This is a genomic window from Citrobacter sp. Cf132, assembly GCF_030333885.1.
GTDB classification, from domain to species: domain Bacteria; phylum Pseudomonadota; class Gammaproteobacteria; order Enterobacterales; family Enterobacteriaceae; genus Citrobacter; species Citrobacter freundii.
Window position 1 is genome coordinate 83,976 of record NZ_JAOWFA010000048.1, and the last position, 17,722, is coordinate 101,697.

General features: G+C 51.6%; 16 protein-coding genes. 6 read left to right on the forward strand and 10 right to left on the reverse strand.

Features of this window, described 5'->3' with window-relative positions:
- Positions 1 to 426: 426 nt before the first annotated feature.
- The 5 genes from ubiA to malK form a co-directional block, all read right to left on the reverse strand.
- Positions 427 to 1,299 carry a 4-hydroxybenzoate octaprenyltransferase gene (gene ubiA / locus OGV85_RS07350; RefSeq protein ID WP_003031690.1) on the reverse strand — a complete coding sequence of 291 codons (873 nt, stop codon included), beginning with the start codon at positions 1,297 to 1,299 and terminating at the stop codon, positions 427 to 429.
- Positions 1,300 to 1,312: 13 nt separating this feature from the next.
- A complete protein-coding gene (gene ubiC, locus OGV85_RS07355; protein ID WP_003031688.1) occupies positions 1,313 to 1,810 on the reverse strand; it encodes a chorismate lyase in 498 nt (165 codons plus the stop codon).
- 180 nt (positions 1,811 to 1,990) lie between these two features.
- A complete protein-coding gene (gene malM, locus OGV85_RS07360; RefSeq protein WP_032948312.1) occupies positions 1,991 to 2,938 on the reverse strand; it encodes a maltose operon protein MalM in 948 nt (315 codons plus the stop codon).
- A gap of 113 nt (positions 2,939 to 3,051) precedes the next feature.
- Positions 3,052 to 4,407: a maltoporin gene (locus OGV85_RS07365; protein ID WP_003031683.1), complete on the reverse strand. Its 1,356-nt coding sequence runs from the start codon at positions 4,405 to 4,407 to the stop codon at positions 3,052 to 3,054.
- A gap of 78 nt (positions 4,408 to 4,485) precedes the next feature.
- Positions 4,486 to 5,595 carry a maltose/maltodextrin ABC transporter ATP-binding protein MalK gene (malK, locus tag OGV85_RS07370; RefSeq protein WP_003031682.1) on the reverse strand — a complete coding sequence of 370 codons (1,110 nt, stop codon included), beginning with the start codon at positions 5,593 to 5,595 and terminating at the stop codon, positions 4,486 to 4,488.
- A 360-nt stretch (positions 5,596 to 5,955) separates the two neighbouring features.
- On the opposite strand from malK, the gene malE reads away from it, so the two are divergent.
- The 5 genes from malE (at position 5,956) to nhaC (ending at position 12,652) form a co-directional block, all read left to right on the forward strand.
- Complete coding sequence (gene malE, locus OGV85_RS07375; RefSeq protein WP_061547497.1) at positions 5,956 to 7,146, forward strand: maltose/maltodextrin ABC transporter substrate-binding protein MalE; 1,191 nt, start codon at positions 5,956 to 5,958, stop codon at positions 7,144 to 7,146.
- A gap of 131 nt (positions 7,147 to 7,277) precedes the next feature.
- Positions 7,278 to 8,822 (forward strand): maltose ABC transporter permease MalF, encoded by a 1,545-nt coding sequence (malF, locus tag OGV85_RS07380; protein ID WP_003031679.1) that lies wholly within the window; start codon positions 7,278 to 7,280, stop codon positions 8,820 to 8,822.
- Between the two features lie 14 nt (positions 8,823 to 8,836).
- Complete coding sequence (malG, locus tag OGV85_RS07385; RefSeq protein ID WP_003031677.1) at positions 8,837 to 9,727, forward strand: maltose ABC transporter permease MalG; 891 nt, start codon at positions 8,837 to 8,839, stop codon at positions 9,725 to 9,727.
- A gap of 302 nt (positions 9,728 to 10,029) precedes the next feature.
- Positions 10,030 to 11,208 (forward strand): MalY/PatB family protein, encoded by a 1,179-nt coding sequence (locus tag OGV85_RS07390; protein ID WP_032948311.1) that lies wholly within the window; start codon positions 10,030 to 10,032, stop codon positions 11,206 to 11,208.
- Entirely contained in the window at positions 11,201 to 12,652 is a 1,452-nt protein-coding gene (nhaC, locus tag OGV85_RS07395) for a Na+/H+ antiporter NhaC (protein ID WP_047389614.1), read from the forward strand. The genes OGV85_RS07390 and nhaC overlap by 8 nt, the downstream gene beginning before the upstream one ends.
- A 75-nt stretch (positions 12,653 to 12,727) precedes the next feature.
- Here nhaC and psiE read toward each other — a convergent pair whose 3' ends face one another.
- Complete coding sequence (psiE, locus tag OGV85_RS07400) at positions 12,728 to 13,138, reverse strand: phosphate-starvation-inducible protein PsiE (protein ID WP_003031674.1); 411 nt, start codon at positions 13,136 to 13,138, stop codon at positions 12,728 to 12,730.
- A 138-nt stretch (positions 13,139 to 13,276) separates the two neighbouring features.
- Here psiE and OGV85_RS07405 point away from each other — a divergent pair, with 138 nt between their 5' ends.
- Entirely contained in the window at positions 13,277 to 13,729 is a 453-nt protein-coding gene (locus tag OGV85_RS07405; protein WP_061547496.1) for an acyltransferase, read from the forward strand.
- 98 nt (positions 13,730 to 13,827) lie between these two features.
- Here the strand turns inward: OGV85_RS07405 and OGV85_RS07410 are convergent, their stop codons facing one another.
- The 4 genes from OGV85_RS07410 to yjbE form a co-directional block, all read right to left on the reverse strand.
- On the reverse strand, positions 13,828 to 15,924 hold the full coding sequence (locus tag OGV85_RS07410; protein WP_061547495.1) for a YjbH domain-containing protein: 2,097 nt from the start codon (positions 15,922 to 15,924) through the stop codon (positions 13,828 to 13,830).
- A complete protein-coding gene (locus OGV85_RS07415) occupies positions 15,924 to 16,661 on the reverse strand; it encodes a capsule biosynthesis GfcC family protein (RefSeq protein WP_061547494.1) in 738 nt (245 codons plus the stop codon). Before OGV85_RS07415 ends, OGV85_RS07410 begins: the two co-directional genes overlap by 1 nt.
- Positions 16,658 to 17,296: a YjbF family lipoprotein gene (locus OGV85_RS07420; RefSeq protein WP_061547493.1), complete on the reverse strand. Its 639-nt coding sequence runs from the start codon at positions 17,294 to 17,296 to the stop codon at positions 16,658 to 16,660. The genes OGV85_RS07415 and OGV85_RS07420 overlap by 4 nt, the downstream gene beginning before the upstream one ends.
- Positions 17,297 to 17,414: 118 nt before the next feature.
- Positions 17,415 to 17,657 (reverse strand): exopolysaccharide production protein YjbE, encoded by a 243-nt coding sequence (gene yjbE / locus OGV85_RS07425; protein ID WP_003826562.1) that lies wholly within the window; start codon positions 17,655 to 17,657, stop codon positions 17,415 to 17,417.
- Positions 17,658 to 17,722 lie beyond the last annotated feature (65 nt).

Sequence of the window (17,722 nt, forward strand, 5' to 3'; positions counted from 1 at the left end):
ATCATTGGATAGTCACGATTTTCTTAACTATTTCACCAATAAATATTTACCGACCAAATGTAACAACAAAAAATATTAGATTACAAAATAACAATAAATTTTAGATATGTTAAGACTTAAAGATTATTACCGGTGAAACGAAAATTTACATATCCAGAGGACAAAAGACGATTCGTTTAGAATTGCTTATGTTTTATAAAATAGCTCTTTTATAGAGGGGGAAAATTGATATATCACATTATTAGCAGAAGTATTGATACGGTGTTTTTTTCGCCAATGGCAATGACTACCTCATCACACAAAGCCGTTGAGGTGACCGTTTGAACGTTAATTAAAGCCAAATCCGCTTTCATGGGTGTTTGCATATGAAACCGATAGGGCATAAAAAAACCGGTCAACGACCGGTTTTTTGTCTCACAAAAGCGATCAAAGATGCCAGTAGCTCATCGCCAGTCCTAAAAACAGTACCAGCCCTACATAATTATTGTTCATAAACGCTTTAAAGCAGGCATCACGTTCACGGTGAACAATCAGCTTTTGTTGATACACAAACAGCGCACCCGCCACCAGCAAAGACCAGTAATAGCCTAACGCCAGTCCGTTCAGCCACCCAACCAGCGCCATCAGCACCAGTACACCGACCTGCAGAATACCAATAATGAGTTTGTCGTTCTGGCCGAACAGGATCGCGGTCGATTTAATGCCAATCTTCAGGTCATCATCCCGATCAACCATCGCATACTGTGTATCATAGGCCACCGCCCAGAGAATGTTGGCGAGGAACATCAGCCAGCAGCTCAGTGGTACAGACTCGCTCACGGCGGCAAACGCCATCGGTATAGACCAGCCAAACGCCGCGCCCAGCACCACCTGCGGCAGATGCGTGTAGCGTTTCATGAAGGGATAGACCCACGCCAGCGCTAGCGCCGCAACGGACAACAAAATGGTCATCGTGTTGAGCGTCAAAACCAGCAGGAAGGCGAGCAACACCAATACGACGAACAGCGTTCGGGCTTCTTTTTCGGTGACAGCACCGCTCGGCAGCGGTCGATTCGCGGTGCGTTTAACGTGTCCGTCAAACTTCCTGTCGGCATAATCATTTACCACACATCCAGCGGCGCGCATTAACCAAACGCCGGCGACAAATACCGCCAGGATCCACAGTTGCGGCATGCCTGGGGTCGCCACCCACAATGCCCATAGCGTTGGCCAGAGCAGCAGTAAGGCGCCGATCGGCTTATCCGTACGCATCAAGCGGTGAAACGCCAGCAGCTTATTCTGCGTCAGACTCCACTCCATCTTTATCTTCCTCTTAGTACAACGGCGATGCAGGCAGAAAAAGCTCGGTAAGCATCAGCGGCTTACCGCTCAGCCGTAGGCGGGAACGACGCCCCCATAGCGCTGCATCGCGGCCAATCTCAATAAAATCTCGGGTCAATGTCGATGACGTAAACAGGTAGCGTCCGAGCGGGGTTTTCCCCAGGTTCTGTAAGGCCAGTTCAGGGCCGCACAAGGTTGATTCAGGCACCACGGTCCGTCCGGCAAGCCAGGGTTCACCATCCGCACATAACAGGATTTCACGTAACCAATAGCGAGACTCTTTAGGCAGCAGCGTCAGTTCTTCAGCCACCTCATTTTGCCCAACGAATTCTTCGCGAATCAACGTTACGGTGACCTTTTTCCCCTGCTGCTCAAAACGTTTGGTCATGGAATCTTCCAGTAACAACCAGTCGAGCAGTTGGGGGTCCAGCGCCGGGATCGCATCAAAATAACGCAGCGCACGCAGTTGCGTTAACGCAGGGTGTGGCATGCCTTACTCTCCGATTTATAACCTGAAGGCATTGTATCGCAGAAAATGCATTACGGGGTGAGCAAACACAATTAAGTGATCGTCAGAGCAACATAAGTGTAACAATTAGCACCGAAGGATAAAAAAAGGTGCGCCAGGAGACGCACCAGTTGTTGCAAAATCAGCACTGCGGGGAGACGTTTACCCCTTGCCTTTTACACTGCTGATAAAGGTGGATCGGGCAGATTTGGATCCCAGACGTTCAGCTTCATCAAGCAGCTTCAGCGCTTTATCGACATCGCCTTTCGCCACGGCATCCTTAATGCCCTGGTTAAAATAACTTTCCGTGTCATTTAACATCGGCTCACTTTTCTTCACCGGTTGTGGCGCTGGAGCGGCAACGGCTGCCGCCGGAGCCGCATAAGTAACTGCAGGCGCTGCGGTATTACCCACCGTGACAGGGCCAGGGCCGGATGAGCCAAACAGCGGCCCTACCAGCACGCTGGAGGAGGAACTGGTTTTGACTTTCAGCTTCAGCAGACCGTCGGTGGTATGACGGGCGATCGGGTCAGGGATATCCGGAACAGCGTTACCTACCCCCTTGGCATAGGCTTTTGCCGGGTCAAGCAGGGTCGTGGTCTGCTGGAGATCTTTATCTGTGGTAAAGACCAGAACATAGAGCTTTTGCTGGCCCAGCGCTGGCGTCAAACGCATTACGCCTTCCAGACGATCGGCACTCATCACGCCGGGTTCCTGGTAGGTGAAATAGCTGCTGGGGAAGAACGCAGATGGCGTCATGTTCTGATCAAGAATTAAAACGTTTGGTGCAAATACACTGGTTTGTTTGTTGACTTCACTGGTCAGCGTCAGGGTTAACTCACCAATATTCGCGGGGACGCTGTACGCGGCGACTGGGCCAGTAATACCAGCAACATCCAGACGCTGACCCGCTGCCGCGAGTTGTGTCGCCTGGGTTTTGGATTGATCAACCGGCGTCCAGGTTAACTGTTGTAGCGCAGCAGTGGGGATAGTTGGAGCCGCGGTGGTGTTTTGCGGAACAATATTTACATCGGCCAGGCTGATGCCAGGCGCGCTGGCAAATAACCCTGCAGATAAACAAAGGGCAACGAGACTTTTCTTCATTTTCATTGTTATCACCTCAGATAGCATGGGTTCAGCGGTGGCCAGGCAATAGCGCGCTAAACCGTAATCAAGAGGGGCTGGCGCCCCTCTTTCGGTCTTTACGTCAGGTTAGTGCTGAATTACCACCAGATTTCCATCTGGGCACCGAAGGACCACTCATCGCTGTCGCCACGGCTGGTTGTGCTGATACCAGAGTTGGTTGCAGCGGCGTATTTGGTTACGTCGTTACCATTTTTAACGTAGCCCCACTCTTCATCCCATTTGGCATAGGTTGCAAAGACACGAATTGCCGGGCGGGACCAGATGCTGTCGCCAGCCTGCCACTGTTGCGCCAGGGTGATTTTGTACTGGCTGTTGCGATCGCCAGTCTGCTGAGATTTGACGTTGTCGTAACCGACTTCCAGCAGGGTGCTCATGATCGGTGTCCATTTGTACATCGGACGGATACCGACGGTGTACCATTCGGTCCCCAGGTCGTTATCCATATCGAGGTTCTGGTACATACCGACGTACATCAGATCCCATTTGTCGCCCAGGGAGATTGCACCGTGGTCAAGTACGCGGAACAGGCTACCGTTGTTATTAATAACGTTATTGGCGTAATTCGTTTTACTACCGTCTGGGTTAGTAACAGTGAAGGAGGATGAACCGTAAGACCCTTGGTTCAGACCTTTACCCTGAGTGGTCATAGAATCTGTCGCGTACTGAACAACAAACTTGTTGTAGCCCTTCAGCATGCTCTGGGTATGTTCAGCGGTGAACATCCAACCGTCTTTAGATGCGCCGTCTGCCAGGTGGTAATCATCGGTGGTATTCGCGCGACCATAGTCAACGCCCAGTTCCAACATCCCATCCGGGTTAGTTGCCAACTGCGCTAAACGAACGTCAAATACGTCGTTGGCGGTGTCTTTGGTACGATCATAGATATTCTGGCTGCTGAAAGCATATGAGCCACCCGCTTCCTGTGAACGGCTCGCGGCCAGAGACAGTTTACCGAAGCCCAGATCGATGTTTTCAATACCAGCACCAGGACCTGAAATATCCCAGTAGTAGAAGTCGATCATGTGAACATCATGACGCTGATAGAAGCGCTTACCTGCCCAGATAGTGGAGCCTGGCAGCCATTCAATCAGGTTTTTACCCTGCACGTTGGCTTCACGGAAGGCCGGGTCAGTCCCTTCCCAGTCATTCTGCTGTGCGACGGAATAGGCAACGTTAGTGTCGAAGTAGAAGCTCTTATCGCCCTCTTTCCACACTTCCTGACCTAATTTAATTTCCGCATAGGTTTCACATTCGTTACCAAGACGGTATTTACTTTGGGCGCCGGTTGCCTGGAAACACTGTTGTTCACCGCCGCTACCCGTCCAGCCAATACCGGAACGTGCATAGCCATGGAAATCCACAGCCATTGCCTGAACAGACATAATGCCTGCCGCCACAGCAACCGCCAGAGGGAGTTTGCGCAGAGTAATCATCGTTCTATCTCCTGAGATCATTGCTTTTCTTTAAACGCTTCACCTTGACGGTTTTGCGCTTTTTTTTAATGGGATACCTTAAACACCCGGCTCTTGATGCAACCGACGACATGCACTGCCATCCTCACGGAACAGATGGCAACGCTCTGGCGGCAGGCCGATAGCGAATGTGGCACCCTCTTCTACCAACACCACGTCGTTCTGGCGGTAAACCAGGTTTTGACGGATGGCGGGGATCTGGATATGAATTTGTGTTTCGTGACCAAGCTGCTCGACCACCTGCACTTCACCTTCGAGGGTGACATCGGCGATATCGCTGGGCAGCAGATGTTCCGGGCGGATACCTAAAGACATGTTGGCGCCAACCTGCACCGCATGGCTGTCTACCGGGAGCCATATTTGTTGGCGGTTAGGCAGTTCAACCTGCACCTGATCGATGGCCGTCCCGGTGACTTTCACCGGCAGGAAGTTCATCTTCGGCGAGCCAATAAACCCGGCAACAAAGCGGTCAGCCGGGTAGTGGTATAGCTCCAGCGGTTTACCGACCTGCGCTACGCGACCGGCATCCAGCACCACAATTTTGTCAGCCAGGGTCATCGCTTCGACCTGATCGTGGGTGACGTAAATCATCGTGCGACCAAGACGTTTATGCAGGCGGGAGATTTCAATACGCATCTGCACGCGCAGCGCGGCGTCGAGGTTTGACAGCGGTTCGTCCAGCAGGAATACACGCGGTTCGGCGACCAGCGTACGGCCAATCGCCACACGCTGACGTTGTCCGCCGGAAAGCGCTTTTGGTTTACGCTCCAGCAGGTGTGCCAGTTGCAGAACTTCCGCAACCTGGTTCACACGCTGGTTCATCACCTCTTTTTTCGCCCCGGCCAGTTTGAGGCCGAATGACATGTTTTCCGCGACAGATAAATGGGGGTATAACGCGTAGGACTGAAAGACCATGCCCACACCGCGTTCGGCGGGCGGAATGTCGTTCATCCGGGTCTCCCCGATAAACAAGTCACCACTGGTGATGGTTTCAAGCCCGGCGATCATACGCAGCAAGGTCGACTTACCGCAGCCTGACGGTCCGACAAACACCACGAATTCCCCTTCGTGAATGTCGAGATTGATATCTTTCGATACCACCACGTCACCCCAGGCTTTTGTTACATTTCGCAGCTGTACGCTCGCCATGCCCTTCTCCCTTCGTTACAACCTGTCATCGACAGCAACATTCATGATGGGCTGACTATGCGCGATCACTTGACTGCGTGAATCCTCCACCCCCCGGCTTTTTTATGGGGGAGGAGGCGGGAGGATGAGAGAGCAGCGTCTGAGACCCGGGCTACCCGCCTCAGAGGAATTTCGTGATGCAGCCTGCAAAAATCGGTGGGTTTTTATGTGCGCCAGTACGCAATACTCACATTTATGTAACACAGATCACATAAAGAGCGGGTGGGGCGTAGGGGTAAGGAGGATGGAAAGAGGTTGTCGTATAAAGAAACTAGTAACCGTTAAGCCACCTCTGCAAAATCACCAAACAGGATGGGAACTATGAAAATCAAAACTGGCGCACGCATCCTCGCATTGTCTGCATTAACGACGATGATGTTTTCCGCCTCGGCTCTCGCCAAGATTGAAGAAGGTAAGCTGGTTATCTGGATTAACGGCGACAAAGGCTATAACGGCCTCGCTGAAGTGGGCAAAAAATTCGAGAAAGACACCGGGATCAAAGTCACTATTGAGCACCCGGACAAACTGGAAGAGAAATTCCCGCAGGTTGCCGCGACCGGCGACGGCCCGGACATCATCTTCTGGGCTCATGACCGTTTTGGCGGTTACGCTCAGTCTGGCCTGCTGGCTGAAATCACGCCTGACAAAGCGTTCCAGGACAAACTCTATCCGTTCACCTGGGATGCCGTACGCTATAACGGCAAACTGATTGCCTACCCGATCGCGGTTGAAGCGCTGTCGCTGATTTACAACAAAGACCTCGTGCCAAACCCACCGAAAACCTGGGAAGAAATTCCTGCAATGGATAAAGAGTTGAAGGCGAAAGGTAAATCCGCGCTGATGTTCAACCTGCAAGAGCCGTACTTCACCTGGCCGCTGATTGCCGCCGACGGCGGTTACGCATTCAAGTTTGAAAATGGCAAGTACGATGTGAAAGACGTGGGCGTGGATAACGCCGGCGCGAAAGAGGGTCTGACCTTCCTGGTTGACCTGATCAAGAACAAGCACATGAACGCGGATACCGATTACTCCATCGCCGAAGCGGCCTTTAACAAGGGCGATACCGCGATGACCATCAACGGTCCGTGGGCGTGGTCCAACATCGACAAGAGCAAAATCAACTACGGCGTCACGCTGCTGCCAACCTTCAAAGGCAAAGCGTCTAAACCGTTTGTTGGCGTTCTGAGCGCCGGTATCAACGCCGCCAGCCCGAACAAAGAACTGGCGAAAGAGTTCCTCGAAAACTACCTGCTGACCGATCAGGGTCTGGATGAAGTGAACAAGGACAAGCCGCTGGGCGCTGTTGCGCTGAAATCCTTCCAGGATCAGTTAGCAAAAGACCCGCGCATCGCCGCCACCATGGATAACGCCCAGAAAGGCGAAATCATGCCGAACATCCCACAGATGTCCGCATTCTGGTATGCCGTTCGTACCGCAGTGATCAACGCAGCCAGCGGCCGTCAGACCGTCGATGCCGCGCTGAAAGATGCACAAGGTCGTATCACCAAGTAATGCTGTAGCACACGTGCCGGATGGCGGCATAAATGCCTTATCCGGCCTACAACACACCGTAGGCCTGATAAGCGCAGCGCCATCAGGCACGCTGACCAACAGGTTTTCATTGTTGTTGAGGATTGAACCCCATGGATGTCATTAAAAAGAAACACTGGTGGCAAAGCGACACGCTGAAATGGTCAGTGATGGGTCTGCTTGGGCTGCTGGTCGGTTACCTTGTTGTTTTGATGTACGCTCAGGGGGAGTACCTGTTTGCCATCATGACGCTGATTTTAAGCTCTGCTGGCCTGTATATTTTCGCTAACCGTAAAGCCTATGCCTGGCGCTATGTTTATCCGGGCGTTGCCGGTATGGGGCTGTTTGTCCTGTTTCCGCTGATTTGTACGATCGCCATTGCCTTTACCAACTACAGCAGTACCAACCAGCTGACCTTTGAACGTGCTCAGGAAGTCCTGATGGATCGTTCGTATCAGGCTGGGAAAACCTACAACTTTGGCCTGTATCCGGCGGGTGATGAGTGGCAACTGGCTCTCACCGACGGTGAAACCGGCAAGAATTATCTCTCCGACGCCTTTAAATTTGGCGGCGAACAGAAACTGCAGTTGAAAGAAGCCGAAGCGCTGCCAGCGGGCGAGCGTGCAACGCTGCGTATCATCACGCAAAATCGCCAGGCATTAACCCAATTGACCGCCATCCTGCCGGATGAAAGCAAAGTGATTATGAGTTCACTGCGCCAGTTTTCCGGCACGCAGCCACTTTATACGCTCGCTGATGACGGTACGCTCACCAACAGCCAGAGCGGCGTAAAATACCGCGCCAATAACGATATTGGTTATTATCAGGCGATTAACGCTGACGGTAGCTGGGGTAGCGAAAAACTCAGTCCAGGCTATACCGTTGCCATCGGCTGGGATAACTTCACTCGCGTGTTTACCGACGAAGGCATCCAGAAACCGTTCTTCGCCATCTTTGTCTGGACGGTGGTCTTCTCCGTTCTGACGGTGATCCTCACCGTTGCTGTGGGGATGGTGCTGGCCTGTCTCGTACAGTGGGAATCTCTCAAAGGCAAAGCGATTTACCGTGTCCTGTTGATTCTTCCGTATGCCGTACCGTCGTTTATCTCGATTCTGATTTTCAAGGGCTTATTCAACCAGAGCTTTGGTGAAATCAACATGATGCTGAGCGCACTGTTTGGTATCAAACCGGCCTGGTTCAGCGACCCAACCACCGCGCGTTCGATGATTATTATCGTCAACACCTGGCTCGGTTATCCATACATGATGATCCTGTGCATGGGTCTGCTGAAAGCGATTCCTGACGATCTGTATGAAGCCTCGGCGATGGATGGTGCAGGTCCGTTCCAGAACTTCTTTAAGATAACGCTACCGCTGCTGATTAAGCCGCTGACACCGCTGATGATCGCCAGCTTCGCCTTTAACTTTAACAACTTCGTGCTGATTCAGCTGTTGACCAACGGTGGCCCGGACCGACTCGGCACCACCACGCCAGCTGGTTATACCGACCTGCTCGTGAGCTACACCTACCGTATCGCCTTTGAAGGCGGCGGTGGTCAGGACTTCGGTCTGGCGGCGGCGATTGCCACGCTGATCTTCCTGCTGGTCGGCGCGCTGGCGATTGTGAACCTGAAAGCCACACGTATGAAGTTTGATTAAGGGAGACAACGAACATGGCTATGGTACAACCCAAATCTCAGAAACTGCGTCTCTTAACAACGCACCTGCTGCTGCTGATTTTCATCGCGGCGATCATGTTCCCGTTGCTGATGGTTATCGCTATCTCGCTACGCGAAGGTAACTTTGCCACCGGCAGTTTGATCCCGGAAAACATCTCCTGGGAACACTGGAAACTGGCACTGGGCTTTAGCGTTGAACACGCGGATGGCCGCGTGACGCCACCGCCATTCCCGGTATTGTTATGGCTGTGGAACTCGGTGAAAGTGGCCAGCATTACCGCGATCGGTATCGTGACGCTTTCCACCACCTGTGCTTACGCCTTTGCCCGTATGCGTTTCCCGGGCAAAGCAACCCTGCTGAAAGGGATGCTGATTTTCCAGATGTTCCCGGCGGTGCTGTCTCTGGTCGCGTTATATGCTTTGTTTGACCGCCTGGGTCAGTACATTCCGTTTATCGGCCTGAACACGCACGGCGGCGTGATCTTCGCCTATCTTGGCGGTATTGCGCTGCATGTATGGACGATTAAGGGTTATTTCGAAACCATCGACGGTTCGCTGGAAGAAGCGGCCGCGCTGGATGGCGCAACGCCGTGGCAGGCATTCCGCCTGGTGCTGCTACCACTTTCCGTTCCGATTCTGGCGGTCGTGTTTATTCTGTCTTTCATTGCCGCTATTACCGAAGTACCGGTCGCGTCACTGCTGCTGCGTGATGTGAACAGCTATACCCTCGCGGTAGGTATGCAGCAGTACCTCAATCCACAGAACTATTTGTGGGGCGACTTTGCCGCCGCAGCTGTACTTTCAGCCATTCCGATCACTCTGGTGTTCTTGCTGGCGCAGCGCTGGCTGGTCAACGGACTGACGGCAGGTGGTGTGAAAGGTTAAGTTTTACCGAAGTAACTGCCCGGCAACGGGCAATGCCACTGCAACCCTCAACTTATGTTATCCCAACCTGTGACTGTTATTCGGCGCTCTACGGAGCGCCCTTTTTTTATGTAAATTCCAGGCGGTTAAGCGATGTAAAACGTTTACACTCGCCGGATTATTTTTATTGACAGATAGTTAACATCTTTGTGATAAGCATCACATATGCAAATTTTCATAATGACGAAAACAAAATACAGAATAACACTTCCACCCTCGAAATATTACATTACTCTAAAGATGAAATCGGGCGAGTAACAAATATGAAAGTTTATAATTTTGATAAAGTTATTTCACGCGACGGAACCTATAGCGCTAAATATAATAACAAGGGGCGTGAAATCATCCCTCTATCTGTAGCTGATATGGATATCCCGGTAGCTGATTTTATGGTTTCTGAATTATCAGTCGCAAATCAGAAAGGTATCTACGGTTATACATTATTAAGTGATGACTGGCAGCAAGTGACAGCACAGTGGTATCAACGCCATTACTCGTGGAAGGTCAACCCTGAACACATTGTTTTTTGCCCACGAGTGGTACAAGCCGTTTCATTATATATCCAGAATTTTACCCAACCGGGAGATGCTATTGTCAGCCTGGCACCAGCCTATCATCCTATTAGCCATGCAGTTGAAGTCAACCATAGAGTATTGCTGGAAAGTGCGTTACTTTATCGTGACCGCTCCTATGAAATAGACTTTGCGGATCTCGAAGATAAGTTTAAAACGGCTTGTTGTTTCATTCTAATATCGCCGCATAATCCAACAGGAACAATCTGGTCAGAAGATAATCTAAGAAAAATAGCTTCATTAGCAGAGAAATACAACGTTTTTATTATTTCTGATGATGTTCATGCAGACTTCAATTTCATCAAAAAGCAACATCAAACAATTTCTTCGATAAGTTCATACGTTGCACAAAACTCATTTATTTGTACATCTCCGGCAAAAACATTCAATATGGCCGGACTTGAAATCGCCAATATTGTTATTGCTAATGATAAGTGTCGAGAAAAGTTTAAATCAGCTCTTATTGCAGCAGGTATCCATAATCCTGGTTATTTCTCTGTTCCTGCATTTCTCTGTGCTTACCGCCATGGTGATTCTTGGTTAGCAGCATTAAAAGATTATTTAGCCGAAAACAGGAGCTGGGTTCAATCCTTTTGCCAGACTCATTTTCCAGACTGGGTTTTAGCCTCTGGTGGCGGAACTTACATGTTGTGGATTGACTACCGAGCGATGAACATCAGCGAAGAACAGCTACGCCATTGGTTTGTTTCGCTCGCAGGTGTTGAGATGAGTTGGGGATCAGATTTTGGCGATGAAGGACTTGGTTTTTTCCGTGTGAACATTGCCACGCCGAGAACCATTCTTAAAGAAGCATTTGAACGGATTTATCAGAGCATACCCTACACTAAAGGAGTTTCCCTCCATGAATAATAACAATACTCCAAGAACACCAACTCTGGTGGAATCAATGTTACCGATACTGGCGATGGTCTTATTGCTGGGGGTCGGTTATGCGGCTTTCGATCTACCACCTGAGCCATTAATGGTCCTTTCGACCGTCATTGCGGCACTATTGGTTAAGCGTTTGGGGTACGGCTACAACGCAATCCTTGAATCAATTTCGCAGAAAATCGCCAAAACGATGCCCGCTCTCTTAATTTTGATCAGCGTGGGCCTACTGATTGGGACATGGATGATAGGCGGCACTATTCCGCTGATGATTTATTACGGCCTTAATCTGATAAACCCTTCAATGATCTATGTGACAGCCCTGCTTGTCACTGCAGTCGTCTCTGTGTGCACAGGAACATCCTGGGGCTCAGCGGGCACAGTCGGTGTAGCGTTTATGGGCGTGGCCATCGGAATGGAGGCTAATCTGGCAGCAACTGCTGGCGCTATTGTGGCGGGAGCTTACTTCGGGGACAAACTGTCTCCCCTTTCTGGTGACACAAACCTGGCAGCGATGGCCGCCCAGATAGATCTCTATGAACATATCGCTCATTTACTTTACACAACCCTTCCTTCCTTGATCCTTTCTGCTGTTGTCATGACCCTCTATGGTATGAATGGCGATCTCGGCGGCTCAACCGTTCCCGATAAAGTTCAGTTAATTACAGAGGGATTAAAGGGAATTTACCATTTTAATTTGTTGTTACTGTTACCCATTGCTATTGTCTTGTACGGCTCGATTACCAAGAAACCAACCATTCCAATTATGTTAGTTTCGGCACTGGTTGCCATGATCAACGCCAGCGTCATTCAGGGTTTCACTCTGCACGATATTGTAAAAAGCGCCGTAGACGGATTTAACGTTTCAATGCTTGCCGATAAAGATGTTAATCCCCTATTGGGTAATTTGCTTAACCGTGGTGGCATGAACTCGATGATGAGTACGCTGCTGATTTGTTTCTGCGCCCTTTCATTTGCGGGAACATTGGCTCTGAGCGGTGCTTTAGAAGTCATTGTCCACAACCTACTTAAATTAGTTCATTCCACAGGTACCATGATTCTTGCGACTATTGCCTGTGGTTTAACAATGATTAGCGTGACCTGTAATGGTCAGATCTCAATCCTGATTCCGATTGAAATGCTACGAAGCGCTTATATTGAGCGTGGGCTACACCCAAAAAATCTGGCAAGGACAGTAGAAGACTCTGCCACCATATTCGAGCCGATTCTGCCCTGGACTGCGGCGGGAGCCTACATGGCAGGTACGCTTGGTGTTGCAACATTAAGCTATCTTCCGTGGGCTATTCTCTGCTGGAGTGGCATTTTCTTTGCGACGTTATGGGGGTTCACTGGTTTTGGCATTGCTCGCTTATCCAAAGAAAAGCAGCAACAGCTCATGATGAAAGCAGCAAATGAAAGCAAGTAGTACCAGCCTGATTAAGATATTTGCCAATTATTAACTACGTCTACACGCCGCAGCCCGATTGCGGCGTGTTGTCTTTTACTCTCGCTTCAGCCGTTTGGAATTACACAGCCACAGGGTGATCACCAGCAGCAGGATCGCTGCAGAATAGATCAGCACATCCATCGGCGCTTTATGATCGACAATGATCAACCGCACAATCGCGGTGATCCCGATATAGACAAAGTAGCGCAACGGAAAGTGAAACCCTGACTGAAAGTACTTCACAATCAACGCGATAAATTCAAAGTAGAGGAAGTAAACCACCAGCCCTTCCACCAGCTCATACTTGCTGGTTTGTTCCGGGGCGAACAGCACGTCCGCCAGATGCAGCGTTTCTTTCCCGAGGAATACAACCAGGATCAGGCCCAGACTCAGCAGTCCCAGATTCAACACGGTCTGTAAAATAGTGGAGATAAACTCCACGCGCGGACGAGATAGCGACGTCATAACAGCACCTCTTACTCAGTGGCGAGGTTCCTGTATAACGCAAAAATGTGACAGAGATCTACATTTTTTGTTTATATTTTGTGCAAGAAAGGTCAACGGAGAATGATGAATGCCACGATACATTTCACAGGATGAATTATGCAGCTAAGACAATCCGCTGTCCGCAACGTTACCTGCGGTGAGAACGTGGTGATTTATGAACCCGCCAATCTCTACGATTGCACATTGGGAGACAACGTTTTTGTCGGACCATTTGTTGAAATCCAGGGCAACACACAGATTGGCGCAGACAGCAAAATTCAGTCGCACACCTTCATCTGCGAATATGTCACCATCGGTTCCCGCTGTTTTATCGGGCATGGCGTGATGTTCGCCAACGATATGTTCCGCGAAGGAAAACCCAACGCCGACCGCAACAGCTGGGGACGCATTACGATTGGCGACGATGTTTCGATCGGCAGTGGAGCGACCATTCTGGCGGTCACTGTCTGCGATGGCGCGGTCATCGGCGCAGGAAGCGTAGTGACCAAATCAATCACCGAGAAAGGCGTGTACGCGGGAAACCCGGCAAAATTATTGCGTCGCCTGTAACTTCCCTGATGACGGCGTAAACACCTTATCCGGCCTGCAATACAGGCACTTTGTAGTGCCGGATAAGCGTAGCGCCATCCGGCTGGCAAACGGCTCGATTACCGAAAATTCACGCTGCGATCGCTGGTCATATCGTACAGACCAAACTTACGCCCAAGCTGCTGACCGCCATCACGTGTTAACGGCGTCCAGCCAATCGCCGCACGGCTGCGGGTCGGACCAGACGAGAACAGATCCAGCGGCACGGAAACGTACACCCCTTTTGTAAAATCACCCTCGCCATACTCATCCGGCGAGGCGTTAGTGATAGTCGCATAACCACCCACCACGACACCGCTGTCGAAGCGTTTGGCGATCTCCAACGTTCCGCCCTTATCCCCGGCCAGATACTGACCCACGCTGGCTTTCACCAGCACATCCTGGGCGAAAGAAGGATTCCAGTACGCGGTCAAATGCCCGGTCTTCACGCTGTAGTCGGTGAATTTCATCATGTCCTGCGCGCTACGCCAGTCACGCTGTTTCACGTAGTTGGCATCAACACCAAACGCCCAGTTGCTGTCCAGCGGACGATAGAGCACTTCTGCCCCCGCGCCGCCGTACATGGTCTCCAGATAGCCGCCGTACACCTGTCCGTAAAAGCCGTTGCCGAGTGACTGGAAGTAGTTGGCCTGCAGGTTATTCACGTAAACATCGTTTTGCACGTAGTCACGTACATGGGTACGCACACGCGGCAAATGCGAATCCTGCGGCGGGTTGGTGTAGTTAAACTTGTCATAGTTATTGGCGAGATTGGCGAACAAACTCCCGGTGGTCAGCAGATGATCGGTCACCCACCAATCCGCCGTACCCATCACGCCCAACTGATACATATAGAAGTTTTCCGGGCCACCCACCGACTGGTTTAGCACCGGATCGATATGGAAATCGAAGCGCGACTTATCGATATACCAGCCCTGCTCGGTCGTTTTCGGCACCACGGGCTCCACGCGTTTTTGCGCCAGTTGAGTCTCATGGCCCAACGGCTCGCCTTCCAGATGGCGCTTGAGGCTGGAAACCTCTGTTTCGGTCGTCACCTGCGGCAAGTTAAGGCGATTTTCCGTAATACGGATCGTGCGGATCCCGTCAGGAAGATCGTTCATCACGATCCGGTTGGCACGCTCGATCCCCTCGCGCGAATCACGGTATTTCACCTGTTCGCCTGTTACATACAGCGTATCGCCCTGCACCTGGATTTTAGGATCCGCCAGCCCGGCATTGTATTTCAGCAGCGTTAGCTGATTCGCCACCACCGAATGTTGCAGGATAGCATCCTGCGGCTGCGGCTGATATTTCGGGCGGGCGTTGTCGTTATAGTGTGGTCGCAGATCGTTAAAGTTAGTCCGCAGCGTGACCCCAAACATAAAGGTGTTGCCGCGCTCATAGCTGAGGTTAACGTCGGCCCAATCGGTGACGCGATAAATAGCGCCGACGTTAAACTTGCTCTTCTGATCCAGCTTGCCCGCAAAATCCTGCTGGTAATTATTACCCTCATACTCCAGTTTCAGACGCAGCGGCTGCCAGGGTGTCTGATATTCCACGCCGCCAAACAGCGACGCCGGGCCGTGGAACATCTGGCTGCCGTCAATGGAACCCGCCTGCTTGTAACTGTTATCGCGATGACAGAATTTATCGCTGTATGAGCAAAACGGATTGCTGACGTTGCCGCTGGTCCCGAGGTATCCCCAGCCAAGACCGAGTGAAAAATCAAACGGTCCCCAGGCTTTGTTCGCCACAATATACTCCGCATCGAACAGGCCCGTTCCGCCAATATCTCGCGCGCCAACTGCCACCTGCGGCATCCAGTAGCTCTCTTCCCACAGACGTAGTTTGAGATCAAAAGCTTTATCCTTGTAAGTCTGATCGCCAGAAAACGACTCCACGCTGCTGTATTTTTTAGTGCGAACATCGGTATAGCGCAGCGTGGTTTCCAGCCACGGGAAGAGCTGCACCGACGCAGAGTAATAGCGGTACTGATCGTTATCGCGGTAGTTAAGGCTCATTTCGCCCTCACGCGCCATGCGTGCGGTTGGGGTTTGCAGCAGCCCCACGCCGCCAAAATCGGACTGGGAAGGACCAATCGGTGCAGGATACGTTTCACCGTAACAGGCCGCACTAATACCCAGCGCCAACAGGCTGAGCAGATAAGTTTTTCTCATTATTCGGGTATCCGCTGGGTCAGGGTGCGAAGAATGTCGGCATTGATTTCATCCGGGGTGCTGCTCCAGACAGAGTCCGACAGCCCGACAAAAATGATGCTGCCGGGCATCGGCTCAATGTGACGTTTGTTCCAGTAGGCGACCGGTACTTTTTGTGTGCGTCCGTCGGGATAGACAACCCAGGCGTAGCTACGATCCGCGCCGCTGAGCCGATGCTGCCCATCGAGATAGCTGGCAACATCACGTCCGGGTATAAACAGCTGTTTACCCGTGTGGCTTAGCAAACCCAACAGCGTGATATCCGTGGGCTGCGGTCCGACCCACAGTGTGTAATTACCCTGCAACGGCGGGTTGCCTGGCTCACTGGTACGCACTACATCCGGGTCGAGATTAATCGTCTGTCTACCGGCCACCTTCAGCGCCTGAATTTGCTGGCGTAATGCGTTGATAGCGCCAGCATCCTCACCGCTTGCTTCAGCGCTCAACGTCGCCAGACGAGCCAGTAATGCCTGCTGCTGACGTTGTGCCTCAGTTGTTGCCCGCTCTTCGCTGATAACCGCGCCTGGCCACCAGCTATTGCTCAACCGCGGCTGTCCAACCAGGTCGAGCAGATGTTCAGCCCCGGTCACCGTTTTTGCTTCTGTGCTACCTGTCGTAATCACTTTTACGCTGCCCGCAGCAAAAACAGATGCCGCGCACAGGCTGAATGTCAGCGCGGTAATCATTCGTTTCATCATGGTTTCGCCGCCTTGATCAGCGTGGTTTTCACCGGGAAGAAACCTGCGCCAAGATACTGTTCCGACTGGCGAATCATGCCCTCACTGTCTACCCAGTAGCGGTTATGCCAGCGCGTTTGATCGGTGGTGACCTCTTCATCAAGGATCCGTACCGGCGTGTTATCGCTGCCGACTTTGATGGTGTCGGCGCCATCCCATGTGAAAACCGAGCGCGCGGTGGCATAGCGTACCTGCTGATGTTCAGTCCAGCCCATCGTGCGGGTCCACGTTGTGCCGTCGACTATCTGATTTGGCTTGATGAGCGGGTCTGTCGCCAGATTATTCACCTCGATTAGGTTGTCCCCGCCAAGGTGCGTTTTCACAATGCGCCCATGCTGCGTGACGAGAATAGCCCGATCCTGAGTCACCCATTTCTGCTGTCCGTTTTCTGCAAACGCGAGTACCACAAACAGTTGGGGACCGCCGTTGAGCTGCATGTACTGGCTGGCGTAAGGCATGTTTTGAATTTCATCGTCCGTCATCTGTACGCCGGGAGTACCAAACACGCTATCCCACAGCGAATGACCCAGCCCTTCGGTAGTGGCTGAGCACGCCTGCAGTAGCAGGCAAACCATTATGATCGCTGGTCGCTTCACGACGTTTCTCCGCATTATTGCCGGGTGGCGCGACGCTTACCCGGCCTACAAATCCCACAGACTTTTGGCAATTCCAAATAACCACACCGAAGTGTGGTTAGAATTAAACGTACCTTTATTACTGGGTACTGGTGGTTGTGGTGGTTGTGGTTCCGGTATTAGAACCATCGCCGCCGCCGGTCGCCGCCAGGGCAACCCCCACCGCAGAACTTACGGTGCTCACGCTGGTTGCGGAGGAACTTCCTGCCGAAACCGACGCGGCAGCCGACCCTGCAGCCTCACCCACCTGAACGGGGGCGGCATAGACAGAGGTCGCCGCAAGCGCAGATATAGCCCAAAGGCCATACAGAACTTTTTTCATCACAAATTCCCTTCATTGTATGAATGGAGATTTACCCAAAAGAATTTCGGGCGAGATCGAGTATA

Bases quoted from the DNA above. Each gene is read 5' to 3' on its own strand.
- ubiA (WP_003031690.1), bottom strand. From the start codon at position 1,299: ATGGAGTGGAGTCTGACGCAGAATAAGCTGCTGGCGTTTCACCGCTTG.
- ubiC (WP_003031688.1), bottom strand. From the start codon at position 1,810: ATGCCACACCCTGCGTTAACGCAACTGCGTGCGCTGCGTTATTTTGAT.
- malM (WP_032948312.1), bottom strand. From the start codon at position 2,938: ATGAAAATGAAGAAAAGTCTCGTTGCCCTTTGTTTATCTGCAGGGTTA.
- OGV85_RS07365 (WP_003031683.1), bottom strand. From the start codon at position 4,407: ATGATTACTCTGCGCAAACTCCCTCTGGCGGTTGCTGTGGCGGCAGGC.
- malK (WP_003031682.1), bottom strand. From the start codon at position 5,595: ATGGCGAGCGTACAGCTGCGAAATGTAACAAAAGCCTGGGGTGACGTG.
- malE (WP_061547497.1), top strand. From the start codon at position 5,956: ATGAAAATCAAAACTGGCGCACGCATCCTCGCATTGTCTGCATTAACG.
- malF (WP_003031679.1), top strand. From the start codon at position 7,278: ATGGATGTCATTAAAAAGAAACACTGGTGGCAAAGCGACACGCTGAAA.
- malG (WP_003031677.1), top strand. From the start codon at position 8,837: ATGGCTATGGTACAACCCAAATCTCAGAAACTGCGTCTCTTAACAACG.
- OGV85_RS07390 (WP_032948311.1), top strand. From the start codon at position 10,030: ATGAAAGTTTATAATTTTGATAAAGTTATTTCACGCGACGGAACCTAT.
- nhaC (WP_047389614.1), top strand. From the start codon at position 11,201: ATGAATAATAACAATACTCCAAGAACACCAACTCTGGTGGAATCAATG.
- psiE (WP_003031674.1), bottom strand. From the start codon at position 13,138: ATGACGTCGCTATCTCGTCCGCGCGTGGAGTTTATCTCCACTATTTTA.
- OGV85_RS07405 (WP_061547496.1), top strand. From the start codon at position 13,277: ATGCAGCTAAGACAATCCGCTGTCCGCAACGTTACCTGCGGTGAGAAC.
- OGV85_RS07410 (WP_061547495.1), bottom strand. From the start codon at position 15,924: ATGAGAAAAACTTATCTGCTCAGCCTGTTGGCGCTGGGTATTAGTGCG.
- OGV85_RS07415 (WP_061547494.1), bottom strand. From the start codon at position 16,661: ATGATGAAACGAATGATTACCGCGCTGACATTCAGCCTGTGCGCGGCA.
- yjbE (WP_003826562.1), bottom strand. From the start codon at position 17,657: ATGAAAAAAGTTCTGTATGGCCTTTGGGCTATATCTGCGCTTGCGGCG.